We start from the raw sequence: 17,682 nt of genomic DNA, 5'->3' as shown, positions 1-17,682 counted from the left end.
CAATTTACTATAATTATATGATGAAATGCTTATAGTATTAATATAAAAAAACACGGACATGAGCATGTATGACAATCATACCTAGCTAATGTCCGTGTTATCTATTTAGGCATCTTTTTTAAATAACTTACCTGGCCAGAAAGCATATTTACCTAGTACTGTTGTGATGGCTGGTACAAGTAATGGTCTTACAATAAATGTATCGAGCAATACACCAATGGCTGTCACAACACCAAATTGAACAAGCACTTGAATCGGTAATGTTGCCAGCACCGCAAATGTACCTGCTAGGATGAGTCCAGCAGATGTAATAACGCTTCCTGTTCGGACAACACCTTCTTCTACAGCTGTTAAATGGTCAGTGGTTTTGCGCTTTTTCCAAATCTCTGAAATCATAAAGATATTATAATCCTCTCCGAGAGCAACTAAGAACACAAAAGCATACAATGGAATAGCACCAGAAATTGCCTCGGCCCCCATGATATGATGTAAGATTAACCATCCAGCGCCTAATGCCCCAAAATAAGAAATAATAACAGTCGCTAATAGATAAACAGTTGCTGTAATAGAACGTAAATAGACAAATAATAATAATGCGATTAAGGCAATCATGGTTGGCATGATTACTGTTTCATCTCGCTTAGTTATTTGTTGTGTATCATATTGACTAGCTGTTTCTCCACCAAGCCAAACATGTTTTTCAGCGTTGTTGAGACCTTGTGCCTCTAGTATTTTAATAACCTCTTTTTGTAGTTCAGGAATATGAGCTAATGACTCCTGTGCATAAGGGTTGGCATTGAAATTGAGTTCATACAAGTGTATATTCTTATTTTTTTCGCCAATTTGTACATCTGCCACACTATCAATATAAGAGATAGCTTCAAGTTGTTGCTGGATATTAATATCAGTACCTTCTGTGTCTATTACTAATTGAACAGGTGCTAGTTCTCCAGGCGAAAAATTCTCTTCTATTAATGTAAACCCTTCTCTAGACGGCATATCTTTTGGGAAGGATGAAAGCAAATCAAATGTATATTGAATTCGCGGAACAAATGCCGCCAACCCTCCAAGTAAGATTACAGTTACAGCCATAACGACCCAAGGTTTATGGGTAACAAAATGACCAATTTTATGACTAACCTTATGTGAAGGCTTATGCTGTTTCTTGCCCTTTTTATTGGCCATTTCCTCCGTTCGAGGAGTGAAGGGGAAGAACGCTACTCGCCCAATAAGGACAAGAATTGCTGGTAGGACAACAAGTGCTGCGACTCCCATGACAAGCACACCAAAACTAAATGGTACGGCAAAGCGTTGAAATGCGCCATAATGGGCAAGACTAAGGGTCGCTAAACCTATAACTACTGTTAGGGCACTCATTAAAATAGCACCACCCGATTCTTTAACAGCTAGCTTCATTGCGACCGTCTTATCCTCAACATCAAAGAGTATTTCTCTATATTTTGAAATTAAAAATAAACAATAGTCAGTACCTGCACCAAATAGTAAAACAGTCATAATGGAGACTGCCTGTGAATCTTTATCTATCCATCCCTGTTCAGCAAAAAAACCAAGTGTCGGGCTAATCACACCATAGGCAAGCCCTACAACAATTAAAGGAATAATAGCTAGCAATGGAGAACGATAAATAATAATAAGTAATACTAAAACGAGTAATACAGTTGCGATCAATAGCTTCACATCTGCTTGTGAAAATAAACTGACAGCATCAGTGGCAATTCCCACTGGTCCAGAATAGCGCACATGGAGTGCATCGCTTGATAATTTATCATCTAATTGGACTTGATAGCCTTCCATTATTTTTGTCAGCTTATCTAAACTATCCTGTAGCATATCTGTTGCGACACCTTTTTCAAAAAACACAGGTGTAACAATTGTTGAACCATTTTCGGAAGCGGAAGCCATTAAAGCCTGAGGTGGCATTTGATCAAATGGTGGAACCATTGTTTGATGGGCTAAGGGCTTTGCTTGCAGCTCGTTGTATACACCTTGTATAGCCGAAAAATCATCAGGTGTTAAGCCGTTTTCACGATGCCACACCAACAATAGAGGTGTTCCAGCATCATTAGGAAATTGCTCTGCAATAATGGACGCAGCTTGCTCAGACATTTCGGTATTAGGTAAGTTTTTGCCTGACTCACTTTCTATACTATTGATTTGTGGCCAAGCAAATGAGAATACAACTACTAATAGCACCCAAAAAGCTAGTGCTAATAATCTTCCCTTTTTACTTGCAACCATTGAGCCCCATTGCTCAAGTGGATGTTTTTTCATCAAAAGACCTCCATTTCATGTAAGTGATTTAATTATATATACTAGAAGGTTAATTAATCAATCCATAAATATTAATATGTTATAATATGCGTAAAAAGAATGCTTAATTAAGGAGGCGAACTTGTTGAAACAATCACCGCGTGTTCTCGGGAGACCTCGCCATGATGAAAATGCGAAACCTACAAAAGATATTGTCCTTGAAACGGCCACAAGACTTTTTATTAAAGAGGGCTACAAAAATATTTCAATGGATGATGTAGCAAAGGCTTGTAACGTAACAAAGGCGACTGTCTATTACTACTACCCAACTAAAGGGGATTTATATACATCTGCTTTAATCGCTATGATGGATCGTATCAAGCTATCTATTCTACAAATTTTAGAGCAGCCTAAACCATTTAAAGAACGACTCGAACAGCTCGTTGAGGTTCATTTATCAGCCACTATCGATATTGATATGAAAAATTTTATGAAAGAGGCTACCATTAATTTATCGGAATCGCAGCTGAGACAAGTTCAAGCATCCGAAAATGGTATGTATCAAACAATAGAGCATGCTATGCAAAAAGAGATGGAAAAGGGCACAATTCGAAAAGGAAATGCAAAGTTTTTCGCTCATAACTTTATGGCATTGATGACTGTAGGGTATTTTAAAGATGGGGATGGTAAAACTTTGCTAGGCTCAGTAGATGTGACGGCAAAGGAAGTAACAAATTTCTTCTGGCTTTCTGTTGAAAAACGTTAACACAAAATAGGTTTGTAAAAGGAGTTATCTCATTCATTTGGGATACTTCTTTTTTAGTGATGTAAGTCACAGACAATCAGAGTGATTCTTCATTATAGTGGGGGTGTGGCCTAAAAAGTAGTGGAACATCGTAAATCAAAAGAACCTATAATAGCATAAAAACAGTGTAATGGAGGAATGACAATGACAATTATACCAATCCAAGCAATGCTAGAAGAAAAGACAAAACATATTGGTAAATTAGGGAGTATCGCTGGTGCAGATATTTTGAACATTCAATTGCGTGCAGGTGAAAAAATTCCTGAGCATCGTGCGGACAATGAAGTGCTAATTATTGTTCAATTTGGTGAAGTTCGCTTTATTGTTGAAGGTGTGGAAGAAATTTTAACACAAGATACAATTTTAACTTTAAAACCATCTGAAAAGCACAGCTTAGAAGCAGTTACAGACGTTCGTGTTATTGTCATTAAATTAAAATAAAAAAAGCTCCTATATTCTAAAATCTACTTTGTTAGCCAAGAGGGATACATTTCTATTGACACTAACAAAAAAGATATAGCGTCCTTATTGAATATTACTAGAGAAACCTAAAGCTGTCGTTTATCTGCTTTCCAAAGAGAAGGGGATATAGAGATGACAGGAAAAGGAATTATCAAAAAAAAATTATGATGCGTTGGAAAATTTATTATAGCAAGACAGTTAATAGTTGATGAAATCAATGAATTTTGAAAAGATTGTCGAAATTGTGATATAGCTCATTGAAATAATGTCCAAACAGTCTTATAATGAAGGTTGTAATGTCACCAAGACAAGATAAGGATGGTATTATGATGCGCTTTTTGCGATTTAAAGTAAACATTGTAATAACAAGTCATACGAATCGCTATCCAGCCCTTGTGACTGGTGATTGTGTAAGATATACGCTGTAACGACTGTTAAGTTTTACCTTAATGGTCTTTTTTACATGTAAGCAATAAAAAATAGTACTAGTGATGGCAAAGGAGAGTTCAAAATGTCAGAAACGAATAACCAAACACAGGCTGAACAAGTAACTGTGAGTAAAGAGCAATTAGATGTACTAGATCAATTATTAAAGCCTGAAGTTCAAGAATCACTAACAACTTTAGTTGAGCAATTACCAAAGTTAACTGAAATGATGACATTATTAACGAAATCATATGAGTTTGCTCAAGCTGTTGCAACAGACGAAGTGCTTAAAAACGATACTGTTGGAGCGGTAACAGAAATCGCTGGTCCTGTAGTGGGCTCTGCGAAAAACCTTGCAGCAACTGCAATTGAAGCGAAAGACCGTGCATCTGAAAGCCATGAAGTAATTGGTTTATTCGGTCTTGTGAAAATGTTAAAAGACCCTCAAGTTCAAAATGTTTTCCGTTTTGTTAATGCTTTCTTACAAGTAAGCTCAGAACGCAAAGCCAAATAAGACTCAAGGTAAATTCAATTCGTAAGGACGGAGGATTAATTAATCATGTCAAAAGAAATCGTCATCTTAGGTGCAGGTTACGCTGGCGTTTTAACTGCATTAACAGCACGTAAGTATCTATCAGCTGATGAAGCTAAAATTACTGTAGTAAACCAATTCCCAACACACCAAATTATCACTGAGCTTCACCGTTTAGCTGGTGGTACAATTGCAGAAGGTGCTGTTGCATTACCACTTAAAAAAATCTTTAAAGGTTTAGATATCGACCTACACATTGCGAAAGTATCAAAATTTAATGTAGATACTAAAAAAGTTGATTTAGATAATGGTTATACATTAACTTATGACACACTTGTAGTATCTTTAGGTAGCCAAACTGGATTCTTTGGTATCCCAGGATTAGAAGAAAACTCTATGGTTCTGAAATCAGTAAATGATGCCAATAAAATCAACAAACATATTGAAGACCGCATTAAAGCATATGCACAATCTAAAGATGAAGCAGATGCAACAATCGTTATTGGTGGTGGCGGTTTAACAGGTGTTGAGCTTGTTGGTGAAATCGTGGACAACTTCCCGAAAATCGCTGCAAAACATGGTGTTAATTTTGCTGATCTTAAAATTAAACTTGTTGAAGCTGGTCCGAAAATCTTGCCAGTTCTTCCAGATACACTTATCCAACGCGCTACTGAAAGCTTAACTAAACGTGGCGTAGAATTTATTACAGGTACACCAGTAACAGGTGTTGACGGCAACGTTATTTCTTTAAAAGACCGTGAACCAATTGTTGCAAATACACTTGTTTGGACAGGTGGGGTAGCTCCACTTCCAATCGTAGGCGAATCAGGTCTAGCTGCTGATCGTGGAAAAGCAACTATTAATGAATTCTTACAATCTACGTCTCACGAAGATGTCTTTGTTATTGGTGATGCATCTGTTGCACTACCAGCTGATGGAGGTCGTCCACTATACGCTCCAACAGCACAAGTTGCATGGCAAATGGGTGAATGTGCTGGTTATAATGTATTTGCACAATACAAAAACCAAGACATGAAAGCATTCTCAGCTGTAAACTCTGGCACACTTGCAAGCTTAGGTCGTAAAGATGCTGTTGCTACAATTGGTGCGAGCAACACAGAGCTTAAAGGCCTTCCTGCAACATTAATGAAAGAAGCTTCTAATATTCGTTACTTAACACATATTAAAGCTTTATTTGGTTTAGCCTATTAAAAAACAAAACACTCACTACTATCACGCTATGTCGTTGTTAGTAGTGAGTGTTTGTTTTTTTCTAAAGATGTATATTAATTACTTTAAATCCAGTAAAATAAATACATATTCAATATTCTATTTTCTGAGGTGATGGCTGTGTTAACAATGTTCCAATCAAAAAAAGTAGATATAGAGCAATTTAAGGCTAAAATTGATGAACTGAATGCAAAGCTGGATAAGAAAGATCATGAATTTCAAATTTTTTTAAATGAGTTACATAAGGAAATCATTGAAACTATTGAACAACATAACAAGGTAAATGACCAGCATACTATTTTAGGAGAAATGGTCGCAGATATTGTAGGAGAGTTTAATAAAGTTGAGGATAGCACAATTCACTCCAATAAAATTTCTGAAAATGCCCTAGATAAAGGCAATTTATTAATCTCTTCCTCGGATCAAATGATGACATTATCGGTTGAAAGCAAGCAGGCTGTTCAGGAAGTAGAGCATTTGATTGATGCGTTGGGAGAGCAGTCTCACAAAACGTCTTTAAGCATGAGTAATTTAAGTGAGCGCTCAAAGCAAATAGCTGAAATTGTAAATGTAATTGGAGAAATATCAAATCAAACCAATTTACTAGCTTTGAATGCATCTATTGAGGCAGCAAGAGCAGGGGAGCATGGTAAAGGCTTTTCGGTTGTTGCCGAGGAAGTTCGCAAATTAGCTGAAAATACGAAAACAAGCACAGAAGATATTGCTAATTTAACAAAGAAAATCGAAGAACAAATTGGACTTGCTTACGAGGATAATAAAAATAACATGCAGCTAGTAACGGAAGGCATTGATAAAAGTGCTAAAACATCAGTAAAAATTGATCAATTACTGCACATTATGACAAATGTTCAAACGGGAATAAATGAGCTATTAGCTTCAATTAAAGATCAGAAGCTATCAAACGAAGATGTTATACATAAATTTAATAGGACGACAGCTTTATTTGATGAAACAAATCGCGTTCTAACAAGCCATATTGATGAATCAGAAATTGTAACAAAAAAATTATTAGAGGCAGTTGATCAAGTAAAGCATTTCCCAACTGAAAGATAGAGATTTTAACTTCATTCTATGGAAATTTAAAAAGCAAGAACCCTGCATAGCAGCAACTTTTCAACTTCTTAGTGACTACTACAGGGTTCATTTAATTATTTCAAGTCGCCAACTTTTTCTTTTAATGCGGCTAATTGATCTGGATAGTTTTTTTCAGTTATTTCATTCCACAATTCTGCATCTTTAATACCACATCTTTCGGGAATAAAGACTGGGTCAAGCCCCAACTTCTTTTGCTCTTCATAATCTCTTAATGTAGCTATACCTGGCTTTGTTAATAAAATAATAGCAATTAGGTTTAACCATGCAAGTATACCTACACCAATATCAGCAAGATTCCAAGCAGTTGCTGAGGAACGAATCGTTCCAAAAAAGATAGAGATAACTAGTAGTACTTTTACGACAATAGCAATAGTAGCAAAGTTTTTATTGTTTCTAAATAAGTAAGCAACATTACTTTCCGTGTATACCCCAAAAGCAAGCATAGTAGTTATTGCAAAGAAAAATACTGCGATAGCAACAAAAGGACTTCCTAAACCAGGAATGAATGAGTTAATTGCTTCTTGTGCAAATGCAGTACCTGCTTCAACTCCTGGTAGATTCTCAACCAAAAATCCCCCATTAGGATGGGCAATATTGTAACTGCCTGTGGAGATGATCATAATGGCTGTAGCTGTACAAACAAGTAGTGTATCTACATAGACCGAGAATGCTTGGACAAGCCCTTGTTTAGCAGGATGAGATACTTCTGCGGTACCAGCTGCCTGTGCCCCAGTACCTTGACCTGCTTCATTTGAATAAGCCCCTCTTTTTACTCCCCACATAATTGCTTTTCCAAAAACAGCACCAAATGCAGCATTTAAATTAAAGGCAGAGCTGAAAATTAAAGCAAATATTGCAGGTACTTCTTTTATATTGATTAATAAAATAATGAATGCAAGAAGTATGTAAGCAGTTGCCATAAACGGTACAGCATATTCAGCAACTTTTCCAACCCTTTTAATACCACCAAAAATAGCAAATCCAAATATTGCAGAAACAATAATACCTGTAATTATTGGTGAAATCCCGAAGGCATTTTTTGTTGAATCAGCAATATTAAAGGCTTGAACACCTGAACCAGTGAAACCAGTTGCTATAATTGTAGCGATAGCAAATAATATAGCAAATGGCTTATTTTTTAACCCTTTCTCAATATAGTATGCTGGCCCTCCACGATACTCTCCTGCGATTTCTTGTTTCCAAACCTGGGCTAACGAGGACTCAATATAGGCAGCACCAGCTCCTAAAAAGGCTATGACCCACATCCAAAAGATAGCCCCTGGTCCTCCAAAATAAATTGCAGTAGCTACACCAGCTATATTCCCAATTCCGACACGTCCACCCAATGCCATTGCAAAGCTTTGAAAAGATGAAACGCCATTTGCCGAAGTTTTTCTATTAAATAATTGTTTAATCATATCTTTGAAGAGACGCAGCTGTGGAAACCTCATAATAAGCGAAAAGTAAACGCCAGCTCCTAAGCAAAGATAAACTAATGCGTTACTCCAGATAATCCCTGCTATTTTACCTGTTAAAGCGGCAAAATCCATATAACAACCTCTTTCTATTTTGTACTGTGTCATCTTAGATTATTAGGTAACAATTTAAATGAGAGGATATGAAAGCTATTTTGAATGAAGTTTCTTTTATTTAAAATAAACTTTTAATCAATGTATCAATCATAATAGGCATCTCTTTAAACGCACTATCCACATGCAATCGCTCTGTTTTTTGATGGGCATCCTTACCAAATGGACCGACATTTAAGACAGGACCTTGTAATGCCGCCATCTCTTTGAATGGAATATGATACGTATCGCCCCATACAGGTGTGTTCCGTTCAAATGCTAGCCACTCATTGGATGCATCTGAATAATTGACATAGCTTAAATCACAAATTCCGTTAAAGTAGTGGATCTGCTCCACCTCAATATCAAATGTTTGAGCTGTTTGCTTCATTAATTCAATCGACTGTTTCACTAATGGATGGTTGGATGAATTAATGGCTGGATAGTAAGGTGGTGCATATAACAGAACTGTGGCAGGTGCTAATTCCTGACAGCGAATCATGAGCTGATCCACAATACGAATGGATTTTTCACGATCATCCCATGCAGGATGCTGCTGAACCTGGTGCTTAATCGCTTGTACTTCCTCAGCTCCTAACTTATGGATCGCATGCTCCAATAATGCCTCGTAGCGTAAGACCTTTACCTTGCCCACACCCTGAACATTTTCGCGTGTACAAATGTCCTGATAGTGCGCATTGCAAGCAGCCATTGCCTGTAACGCAACTTCCTCAAAAATAGCCATCACCTCAGCCGCTGTACGTTTTAACAAAAAGACATTGTAAAGTGCCGCCGCACGGTATGGTGTTTGTGTAGAATACTCCATTTTTAAATCTTTTAATTGTAGAGAGACGGGTAATGGTGTGCTTTCGCCTAAATCTGTTTCACTGAAAAGGGGATTCCACTCCATATGCTGTGTCATATAGGAAGCGATAAAGGGAGCCGTCATCCCTTTTAATGGCTCACCAACATGTGTCTCTTTTCCGTAGAACAAAGCAGCAGGCATGATTTTACCAATTGTACCTGAATAAATATATTCATTCGTATCCGAAGGCCCTTGTGAAAACGATGGCTCACTATTTAAAAATAATTTATAGGTTAAGCCATGCTGTCCCCGCAGTCTCACCAGTTCCACAACAGCCGCTCTCATACCAGCAGAGTTGACTTCCTCATCAGGAACCGTAGTTAAAATTAAATTAATCGGCCATTGCTCAAAGCTTGCCTTTTCAATCAACTGCATGTGTAAGGCAAGACCCATTTTCATATCCATTGTGCCGCGTCCAAATAAATAATTCCCAGACGCCAAATCAATGCGAGCTGCCTCTGGTAAATCTTTTAGGTATTTAGGTTCCATTAGCTTTTTCGTTAGTTCTTCTGGAGAAAAGGCTAACGGCTCTAGTTCACCATATTCCTCTGTATGCACGGTATCGAAGTGACTGATTAACACAACGGTTTCAGTTGCGGTTGGATGCTTATAGAAGGCTGTCACTGCATTTCTGCCAAGTCCTGCATCATGTAATTCAATCAAGTCTGGGTGCTTCTCAAAATATGGAAGCGTTAACAATTTATCTTTTAGTCGAAAGGCAAATTTATTTTCACCCTCCGTTAATGTTCGGCTTTCCCAGCTCACAAGTTCACATAATAGGGCACGTAGTTTTTCGGGTGTATCCCACATAAAAGTATTCATGATTTTTTCTCCTTTTATAGAAAAGTTTTTTATTTTCAAGATGATATTAATAGATAATTAGTAGAGAAATACATATTTTTACCGTTATATATTTTTCACTATATGAAATTAAATCTACATAGTGGAATATAAATTCATCGTAAATGCAAAACAACAAATTGTCAATTTTAATTTTTGTGAATACTCGTAATTTTCTGCGCTAATTGAGTGGAACTATGTATATATTTCATGTAGCATCTATTTATATGCATAAAAATTAGTTAAAATAAAATGAAACTACATTTAAAAGCAGGGCTACATGTAAAAAATTGAAGGTACATAAAAATTTGATAATTTGCATGAATTTTAATTTCATAATGATCCTAGTTAAAGCTAAATGGATCTATAAAAACCTTAAGATAGTGATCATATGGGGAAATGAAAGGGAGTAATTGTAATGATTCAATCAATCGAAAGAGCAATGTTAGTTATAAATATACTGGCGAAGCATCCGAAGCGTTTTTTTACTGTGCAAGAAATTTTTAATGAAACAGACTTGCCTACTAGCACAATATACAGATTATTATATACATTAGAAAGTTTTGATTTAGTAGAGAGAAATGAGAATAAAAAAGAATTTCGATTGGGGTATACATGGCTGCAACTTGGCATGAAAATGTATCATGAGACGGATATTAGAGAAAAAGCGCATCCTCTATTAGAAAACCTTGCATATAATGTTCGAGAAACAATCTATTTAAGTATTGCTAAACAGTTTGCATCCATTATTATTGATCGAATTGATAGTCCTAAAAATGTCCGTATTATTGATATGATTGGTGAAAAAATTCCATATCCTATAGGAGCTCCAAATAAAGTATTACTTGCGTTTTCTAAAAGCGATGTACAGCAACAATTTTTCCAACAACTTGAGGAGCCTGAGAAAGAAAAATTGATAGAGAGCCTCAATGATGTAAGAGAAAAAGGCTTTGCCATAAGCGTTGGAGAAAAAACAAAGGGGACAGTATCCATAGCAGCACCTATATTTGATTCAAATAAACAAACAATTGCAGCCATTAGTGCAGAGTGCTTTGAATATGATACAGATGCTGAAAAATTAGAAAGTATAACACAGGAAGTCATTAAAACTGCACAGCAGCTATCCTTTGAATTAGGGTATATATAAGATTGCTTATTACGATAAAAACCATCTGATGTCAGTAATTAGTAGACATTAGATGGTTAATTTTTATATGAAAAGTGAGATTACTGTTGCTTGCTACTTATCAACCTTTTATAATAGTGGCTTTTCGAAGGTTTTATATTTAGCCATAGTAGAATGACAGCTACAAATGCCATCATAAAGGATGCACTAATGACAACTGAGCGTATAGTAATCCATTCAGCGAAAATCCCAAAAATAGTAGTAAAAATAATAATAAAAAGTGCTTCAAAAAATCCATAAATACTTCCTATACGACCCATGCTCTCAGAGGGAATATTATTTTGATAAAATGTATAAAATCCTGTATTCGCAAAGGCAGTTGCAAAGGATAATACAAAGCAACCTATAGCAGCTATAAGAAAGGAAAAGGATGAGGTAAATATTAAATAGCCCAGTGCTGTTACGAGAGACCCCATACCTATTAACCAAGAAGTTGGTATTTTTTCAACAATAACAGAGTTGGTTAACGAGCCAAATAAAACACCTACCCCTGCGATACTGACTAAAATCCCATATTCTCCTTCCGATAAAGCTAATATCTGTGTTGCAAAGGCAGCCTCCAAAGAATCAGTAGCTGTCATCAAGATGATGATAGCACTAAACAACAAATAGACTACCATAACATAGGAATTTTTTAAGCTAAAGCGTATGACCATTTGCCAATCCTGAAGCAATACTCGAAAAAGGGATGCTTTTTCTGTACGATTCATAAATTTTTCAAGGGCTTCAATGTTCGGCATTTTGAACGTTATACAGGCTGATAGAAATAAAGCAATCGCGTTTAAATATATGGCCATATAGGGTGTTCCGACTGTGAACAAGAAACCTGCGATTGCTGGCCCAGTTAGAAATGCACCAGAGTCGAGTAAGCTGCGTAATGCATTAAAACGTTTCCTTTGTTGGACAGGAATTAACTTAGTGATATAAGTCATAGATGTCGGCTGATACATAGAGCTAGCTACTGTAATGAGAAAAACAAGGACATACATCCACAAGAGGCTTGAAAAGCAGGGGAGTATGACAATGAGTATAGATTGAACCAAATTTAGAAAAATCATTAGCTTTTTCTTATTAAAACGATCGATTAGGCTTCCTGACCAAAAATTAGTGAACAAGGAAGAGATCGCTCTTACAATATACAATCCAGAGACAGCCAGAGCAGATTCTGTGAGGTTTAACACAATTAAATTTAAGGCGATAAAATAAATCCATTCGCCAACACTTGAAACACCAATACTACATAATAGGATGGCAGGATAACGCCAGCTTTCTAAAGCTTTTTTCATATAAATTCCTCCTTAAGCAAAGTGACGATTTGCAAAATAAAAAACCCCACCTCCAAGACGATTAGTCTTAGGGACGAGGTTGTAGAATTTATATACTCACGTGGTGCCACCCTAGTTCACTATTATGTCACCATAATAGCCTTTTCAGTACGGCATAGAGCCTATGCTTATACTGTAACTCTATAACGGGAGTTCCCGTCGCACCATCATTCAAACAAAATCCAATGCGCTACTCCGAGGCTTGTTTCAATAATTCGTTCTTACTCGTTTTCAGCAATCCGAGCTCTCTGGGAAGAACAGCCTTATTTACTCTTCTCTTCAATGTATTTTTGCTAGTGTAGCATAGTACACGATTTTGGTAAATAGTACTATAAAATATTACTAATTATTTTGTAGGAAGATTTTTAATTGTGTTATCAGCGATTGGCAGTGCTGTATGGATAAAACAGCATTCAAAGGAATTTCAAGTGAATGATTAAGGTCCTCAAAAACAGCAAGCTGAAGGGTAGCAAGTTGCGCTAGCTTCTGCTGTGAATAATGAGGGTCCGCTGTACCAATTGCCAAAAATGCATGTTTGTCTAATAGATTTGTCATTGTATGTTGAAGAGAAAGTAATGGGGTGAAAAGTACATAACGAGCAGGAATAGAAGGAGTCTGCTGCATATAATAATCGACAATAGGCATAGTACCTAAAGATTTTCCTAGATAAACGACTTCTCTATAAGGCTTTGATTGCAAGCTATTTTCTACAATAGGGTTGGCAACACGATAGACCATTTTTGATATGGCTTGGGAGTCCTGTTCGAATTGCTGTTGCTCAAATGTATAATTGATTTGGACGACATCATAGCCAAGTTCTAACAGTAATGCCGTAGAATAATAAAGTATAGGTTTATCATAGGTATAGCCCGTGCCAGAGAGCATAAAACATACCCTATCGCTATTTCCATCAAAAAAATTGTAGGATATACCATTGTACATGGCGTGCTTAGGTTAGATTTTCATGAATATTCCTCCATCATTTCTATATATAGTATATAATTTTACCATAGCAAGGAGGGAGAAATTTATGAAGGCTATTATTATCAATGAATTTGGTACATCGGATGTTTTAACTTTTATTGATTGTCCAAAACCGACTATTTCTGAGGGTGAAGTCTTAATAAGGACAACCTATACAAGCGTAAATTTTGCAGATATTAAAAATCGCACAGGTAATAAAGCTAAAGCAAATTTTCCGATGGTTCTTGGTTTAGATGTTGCAGGGGTAATTGAAGAAGTTTTTAATGATAGCAGTGGTTTTCAAAAGGGTGACCAAGTTATCGCATTCCCGAAAAACGGTGCTTATGCAGAATTTGTAGTAGCAAAGGAACAACTAGTTTTTAAAATTCCTAGTGGGGTACCAATCGAGAAGGTAGCAGCTGTACCGACTGTTTTATTTTTATCATATATGTTAACACATCAAATAGCGGCCATTGGTCAGCAGGATGCCGTCTTAATTCATGCTGCTTCTGGTGGGGTAGGGACAATGCTTGTCCAAATGGCCAAAAGGCTCGGAGCTAAACAGATTATAGGTACGGTGAGTAATTTAGAAAAAGCCCCAATTGTTTATCAGCTTGGTGCGGATCATGTACTTACATATGATCAATTTAGTACAAATGTCAATGAACTTACAAAGGGTCAGGGTGTTGATATTGTGTACGATTCTATTGCAGGAGCTATCACCGAGGAGAGTTTAACTTGTTTAGCGCCTTATGGCACTCTTGTCCAATTCGGGAATAGTGGAGGAAGAGCAGGAAATATAAAAACAGCAGATTTACACAATAGCTGCCGCAATATAAAAGGATTTAGCTTAGGTACGACAAGAGCTTTGAAGCCAGAACTGTTACAACAGGTGGCGCAGGATATTTTCTCTTTAGTAAACGAAGACAGTTTTCAGGTGCCAATTGCTAAAATATTTGCCTTAGAGGAAATGAAAAAGGCTCATGAATTTATGGAAAGTCGTCAGCATCAAGGAAAAATACTTATTAAAATATAAAGCACAAAAAAGATGACACCCATATTTGGAGTGTCATCTTTTGTCGATCAACAATCTAGTTCAGTAAGTTTTTCATAAATACGTCTTTTACGATAAAGCATAATACCAGTTTCGGCTACATCCTGAATCATGCCTTTATTAGCATAGGCTCCAAAAACCATCCCTGCGATAGGGATCATTTGAAACAACTTTTTCCAGCCTAGCTGATCACGGTATGTGTAAAATACCTCCTGCCATCCTTGAAGCTGAGAAATCATGTTATCTGAAGCCTTTTTTGAGCTATTCATAGTAGAAAGCTCCTGTAAGATTGCTTCTTTACCAACAATATCAGCAGAGGTAAATTGTAGACATTTTACAATAAAAATACGTTCCATTTTATCGTTCGGATCATAGCCATGAATAATTGCTATTTCTTGCAAAGTTTTTAGTGCAGTCCCTAAAATCATTGGAATATCAATAGCTAAAGTAAAGATGCCACCAAAGCCAGTAGAGGCTCCTTGTACAGTAGCAAATTTCACACGTTCATTTTGTAATTTGTCACTGAGGGAGATCATGTCCTCTAAAGGGATCTGACCAATATCAGATATAGTTATAATATGCTGAGTGGAAGAATGGTCACGAATTTTTTGTATCATGGCTTGTTCATTGATTAAATACTTTCCACCGGACTGAATATAATTGCCTAGTTCATCTACCAATAAAGCAATTTTATTTTGGAGAAAGGCAGGTGTCATTTTATCTAATAATTTAAATGGTATTCTCCCTAATTTCTCCCAAAACCATAAATCTTTTTGATCTTTTTCCCACACTTGAATCTCTTGTAAATGCTGCTCTAATAACTCTCGATTCTCCATTATTGTCTTATCCCCTTATGTGTCCATTTAACTTTAAATACGAAAAAAACTATATAAAGTTTCGCTTTATTTAAATGAGATTTCGACAAACTAATGAATCACATGCTATTGCCAAACGGACGCAAGGAGTGCAATTCCTTCATTTATTTGCTGAAGTGTCAGTCCACCATACCCTATAATGATCATGGTTTCATTTGTTCCATTCTGATAGGAGGTAGAGCATGGATAGACTTGAACCCCTACCTCTTGAGCAAGCTGGATCGCTCTACTCTCGGTGAGATGTTGTGGTAGCTTGATGACTATATGAAGTCCGGATTTTTCACCGATTACTTGAAATTCATTTGAAAAATGTGAAGAGATGGCGGTCAATAATGCTTGTTGTTTTTTACGATAGATTGTTCGCATTTTTGCCAAATGCTTATCGAATAGACCTTGTGCAAGAAAGTCTGCTAAGACAAGTTGGTCTACTTTGGAGACAACGGATTTTTGCTCAGAATGAAAAGTCATAAACGGCACTACTAAAGACTTTGGAAGGATCATATAACTAATGCGTAAGGATGGAAGCAATGTTTTCGAAAATGTTCCGAAATAAATGACACGCTGAAGCTGATCCATTTTTGCTAAAGACGGGATTGGTAGCCCCTTATAACGAAATTCGGAATCATAATCATCTTCAATAATAAGCCCCGCGTTCGAGTTAGCCCATTGTAACAATTTCACTCTTCTTTCTATGGTCATAATCATGCCTAATGGAAATTGATGAGCAGGTGTTGTGTATAACATGTGAATTGGTGTTGCAGGGAGTGTAACCCCTGAATAGTCCACAGGAATCGCCTCTGTGGACAATCCACATTGCTGTAAAACGGCACGCACTCTTTTAAATCCTGGCTCCTCTAACCCAACGCGTATCGCAGACCCAAGAAAATGACAAAGAGCCTGAAGCTGGCTTTGTGTACCACTGTATATAAATACCTGTGAAGCATCACAGCTAACCCCACGAGAACGCTCTACATAGCGGGCAATCTCTGTGCGTAAAGTTGTCTCTCCCTCCCAAGGGCTTGTTGATAAGTTGTTACTATTAAAATGCTTTTTTATAAGCTTGTGCCAAGCAGCATAGGGAAAAGCCTCGTTATCCACATGTCCATTTGTAAAATCAAATTGTATATTGTTAGGGATATTGTTACTTGGAACAGATACATGCCGGGGTACTTGCTGTAGCCAATCAAATTCAAAGGGCGCAATAAAATAACCAGAACGCTCTTTACTATAAATATAGCCTTCTGCAAGTAACTGCTCATAGGCTTCCTTTATGGTGTGTACACTCACATTCAATGTTAGGGCGAGAGCTCGTTTAGAAGGCAGTTGTTCATGAGCAAGTAATTTTTTAGTAATAATCTTATGCTTTATTTCTTCATAGATTTGAATGTATTTCGCTAGATTGCCTGTAAATATAATGGAGAGCTCCAGATAATTTCCTCCTCCTCTGGTATGGTTGATTTTTTAGTAATTGGTTATATATATCATATCAATTTTACCGTTAAATAAGTAAAAAGGAGTGAAGTGTAATGGAATTTATAACATTAGAAAATGAAGTGGTTAAACTAAAGCCTTTAGAATTGAGCGATTTACCAGGAATTTTAGAGACAGGAAGTTATCCAGAAATTTGGTCACATATGTCCACAACCATAGAAAAAAAGGAAGATGTGAATAAATTTGTGGAAAACGCATTAAAGGCAAAAAACGAAAAAACAGAATTTCCATTTGTGATTGTGGATAAACAATCAGGGGACATTATCGGGTCTACACGTTTTATGGATATTGATGACAAGCATCAGCGATTAGAAATTGGCTATACATGGCTAACACCCGCATACTGGCGTACAGCTATTAATACTAATTGTAAGTATTTGCTATTACGATACTCTTTTGAGCATCTTCATTTACAACGTGTACAAATAAAAACGGATCATGAAAATATTCGTTCTCAAAAGGCAATTGAGCGAATTGGTGCTACAAAAGAGGGAATATTGCGTAACCATATGATTCGCAAAGATGGGACAACTAGGCACACCGTTATGTATAGCATTACAATAGAAGAATGGCCACAGGTGAAAAAGCATTTAGAAAGTCTATTAGTGCAATTGGGATGTTAATAGGTATAAAAAGGGATTTATATAACCCGTAAAACCCTTTTTTCTTATAA

16 protein-coding genes and 1 other annotated feature are annotated in these 17,682 nt (G+C 36.6%); of the genes, 9 read left to right on the top strand and 7 right to left on the bottom strand.

What is annotated here, in order from left to right:
• Positions 1–105 precede the first annotated feature (105 nt).
• Positions 106–2,292 (bottom strand): MMPL family transporter, encoded by a 2,187-nt coding sequence (locus tag ACMGGO_RS21185; RefSeq protein WP_416141306.1) that lies wholly within the window; start codon positions 2,290–2,292, stop codon positions 106–108.
• A gap of 124 nt (positions 2,293–2,416) precedes the next feature.
• On the opposite strand from ACMGGO_RS21185, the gene ACMGGO_RS21180 reads away from it, so the two are divergent.
• The 6 genes from ACMGGO_RS21180 (at position 2,417) to ACMGGO_RS21155 (ending at position 6,800) form a co-directional block, all read left to right on the top strand.
• On the top strand, positions 2,417–3,037 hold the full coding sequence (locus ACMGGO_RS21180) for a TetR/AcrR family transcriptional regulator (RefSeq protein WP_048391860.1): 621 nt from the start codon (positions 2,417–2,419) through the stop codon (positions 3,035–3,037).
• A gap of 183 nt (positions 3,038–3,220) precedes the next feature.
• Positions 3,221–3,517: a cupin domain-containing protein gene (locus tag ACMGGO_RS21175; RefSeq protein ID WP_048391859.1), complete on the top strand. Its 297-nt coding sequence runs from the start codon at positions 3,221–3,223 to the stop codon at positions 3,515–3,517.
• Positions 3,518–3,834: 317 nt separating this feature from the next.
• Positions 3,835–3,966, top strand: a complete 132-nt coding sequence (locus tag ACMGGO_RS21170) for a hypothetical protein (protein WP_255349861.1) — start codon at positions 3,835–3,837, stop codon at positions 3,964–3,966.
• An 83-nt stretch (positions 3,967–4,049) separates the two neighbouring features.
• Positions 4,050–4,478: a DUF1641 domain-containing protein gene (locus ACMGGO_RS21165; RefSeq protein ID WP_004227758.1), complete on the top strand. Its 429-nt coding sequence runs from the start codon at positions 4,050–4,052 to the stop codon at positions 4,476–4,478.
• A 45-nt stretch (positions 4,479–4,523) separates the two neighbouring features.
• A complete protein-coding gene (locus ACMGGO_RS21160; RefSeq protein ID WP_004227760.1) occupies positions 4,524–5,708 on the top strand; it encodes an NAD(P)/FAD-dependent oxidoreductase in 1,185 nt (394 codons plus the stop codon).
• A gap of 132 nt (positions 5,709–5,840) precedes the next feature.
• Positions 5,841–6,800: a methyl-accepting chemotaxis protein gene (locus ACMGGO_RS21155; RefSeq protein WP_387256041.1), complete on the top strand. Its 960-nt coding sequence runs from the start codon at positions 5,841–5,843 to the stop codon at positions 6,798–6,800.
• A 95-nt stretch (positions 6,801–6,895) separates the two neighbouring features.
• Here ACMGGO_RS21155 and ACMGGO_RS21150 read toward each other — a convergent pair whose 3' ends face one another.
• Positions 6,896–8,392, bottom strand: coding sequence for an alanine/glycine:cation symporter family protein (locus tag ACMGGO_RS21150; protein WP_387256039.1), 1,497 nt, complete (start codon positions 8,390–8,392; stop codon positions 6,896–6,898).
• 100 nt (positions 8,393–8,492) lie between these two features.
• Positions 8,493–10,097, bottom strand: coding sequence for a M20/M25/M40 family metallo-hydrolase (locus tag ACMGGO_RS21145; protein ID WP_279493733.1), 1,605 nt, complete (start codon positions 10,095–10,097; stop codon positions 8,493–8,495).
• A gap of 436 nt (positions 10,098–10,533) precedes the next feature.
• On the opposite strand from ACMGGO_RS21145, the gene ACMGGO_RS21140 reads away from it, so the two are divergent.
• Positions 10,534–11,262: an IclR family transcriptional regulator gene (locus tag ACMGGO_RS21140; RefSeq protein ID WP_387256037.1), complete on the top strand. Its 729-nt coding sequence runs from the start codon at positions 10,534–10,536 to the stop codon at positions 11,260–11,262.
• Between the two features lie 80 nt (positions 11,263–11,342).
• Here the strand turns inward: ACMGGO_RS21140 and ACMGGO_RS21135 are convergent, their stop codons facing one another.
• Positions 11,343–12,587: an MFS transporter gene (locus ACMGGO_RS21135; protein WP_387256035.1), complete on the bottom strand. Its 1,245-nt coding sequence runs from the start codon at positions 12,585–12,587 to the stop codon at positions 11,343–11,345.
• A gap of 66 nt (positions 12,588–12,653) precedes the next feature.
• Positions 12,654–12,918: a binding site (T-box leader), on the bottom strand.
• A gap of 50 nt (positions 12,919–12,968) precedes the next feature.
• Entirely contained in the window at positions 12,969–13,511 is a 543-nt protein-coding gene (locus ACMGGO_RS21130) for a hypothetical protein (protein ID WP_387256033.1), read from the bottom strand.
• 145 nt (positions 13,512–13,656) lie between these two features.
• Between ACMGGO_RS21130 and ACMGGO_RS21125 the strand changes: the two genes are divergently transcribed.
• Complete coding sequence (locus tag ACMGGO_RS21125) at positions 13,657–14,625, top strand: quinone oxidoreductase family protein (protein WP_387256031.1); 969 nt, start codon at positions 13,657–13,659, stop codon at positions 14,623–14,625.
• A gap of 47 nt (positions 14,626–14,672) precedes the next feature.
• On the opposite strand, the gene ACMGGO_RS21120 is transcribed toward ACMGGO_RS21125, so the two are convergent.
• Both ACMGGO_RS21120 and ACMGGO_RS21115 read right to left on the bottom strand, forming a co-directional pair.
• The gene (locus tag ACMGGO_RS21120; protein WP_009373716.1) at positions 14,673–15,479 is read right to left on the bottom strand and encodes an EcsC family protein; all 807 of its coding nucleotides are present in this window, start codon (positions 15,477–15,479) and stop codon (positions 14,673–14,675) included.
• A gap of 105 nt (positions 15,480–15,584) precedes the next feature.
• The gene (locus ACMGGO_RS21115; RefSeq protein ID WP_420282333.1) at positions 15,585–16,946 is read right to left on the bottom strand and encodes a PLP-dependent aminotransferase family protein; all 1,362 of its coding nucleotides are present in this window, start codon (positions 16,944–16,946) and stop codon (positions 15,585–15,587) included.
• Between the two features lie 98 nt (positions 16,947–17,044).
• Between ACMGGO_RS21115 and ACMGGO_RS21110 the strand changes: the two genes are divergently transcribed.
• Positions 17,045–17,632, top strand: a complete 588-nt coding sequence (locus ACMGGO_RS21110; RefSeq protein WP_009373719.1) for a GNAT family N-acetyltransferase — start codon at positions 17,045–17,047, stop codon at positions 17,630–17,632.
• Positions 17,633–17,682: the final 50 nt, after the last annotated feature.

It is taken from the genome of Lysinibacillus sp. BNK-21 (assembly GCF_048684915.1).
GTDB classification, from domain to species: domain Bacteria; phylum Bacillota; class Bacilli; order Bacillales_A; family Planococcaceae; genus Lysinibacillus; species Lysinibacillus capsici.
The sequence above is the reverse complement of the archived record's forward strand: the minus strand, read 5'-3'. Positions and strand labels throughout refer to the sequence as shown.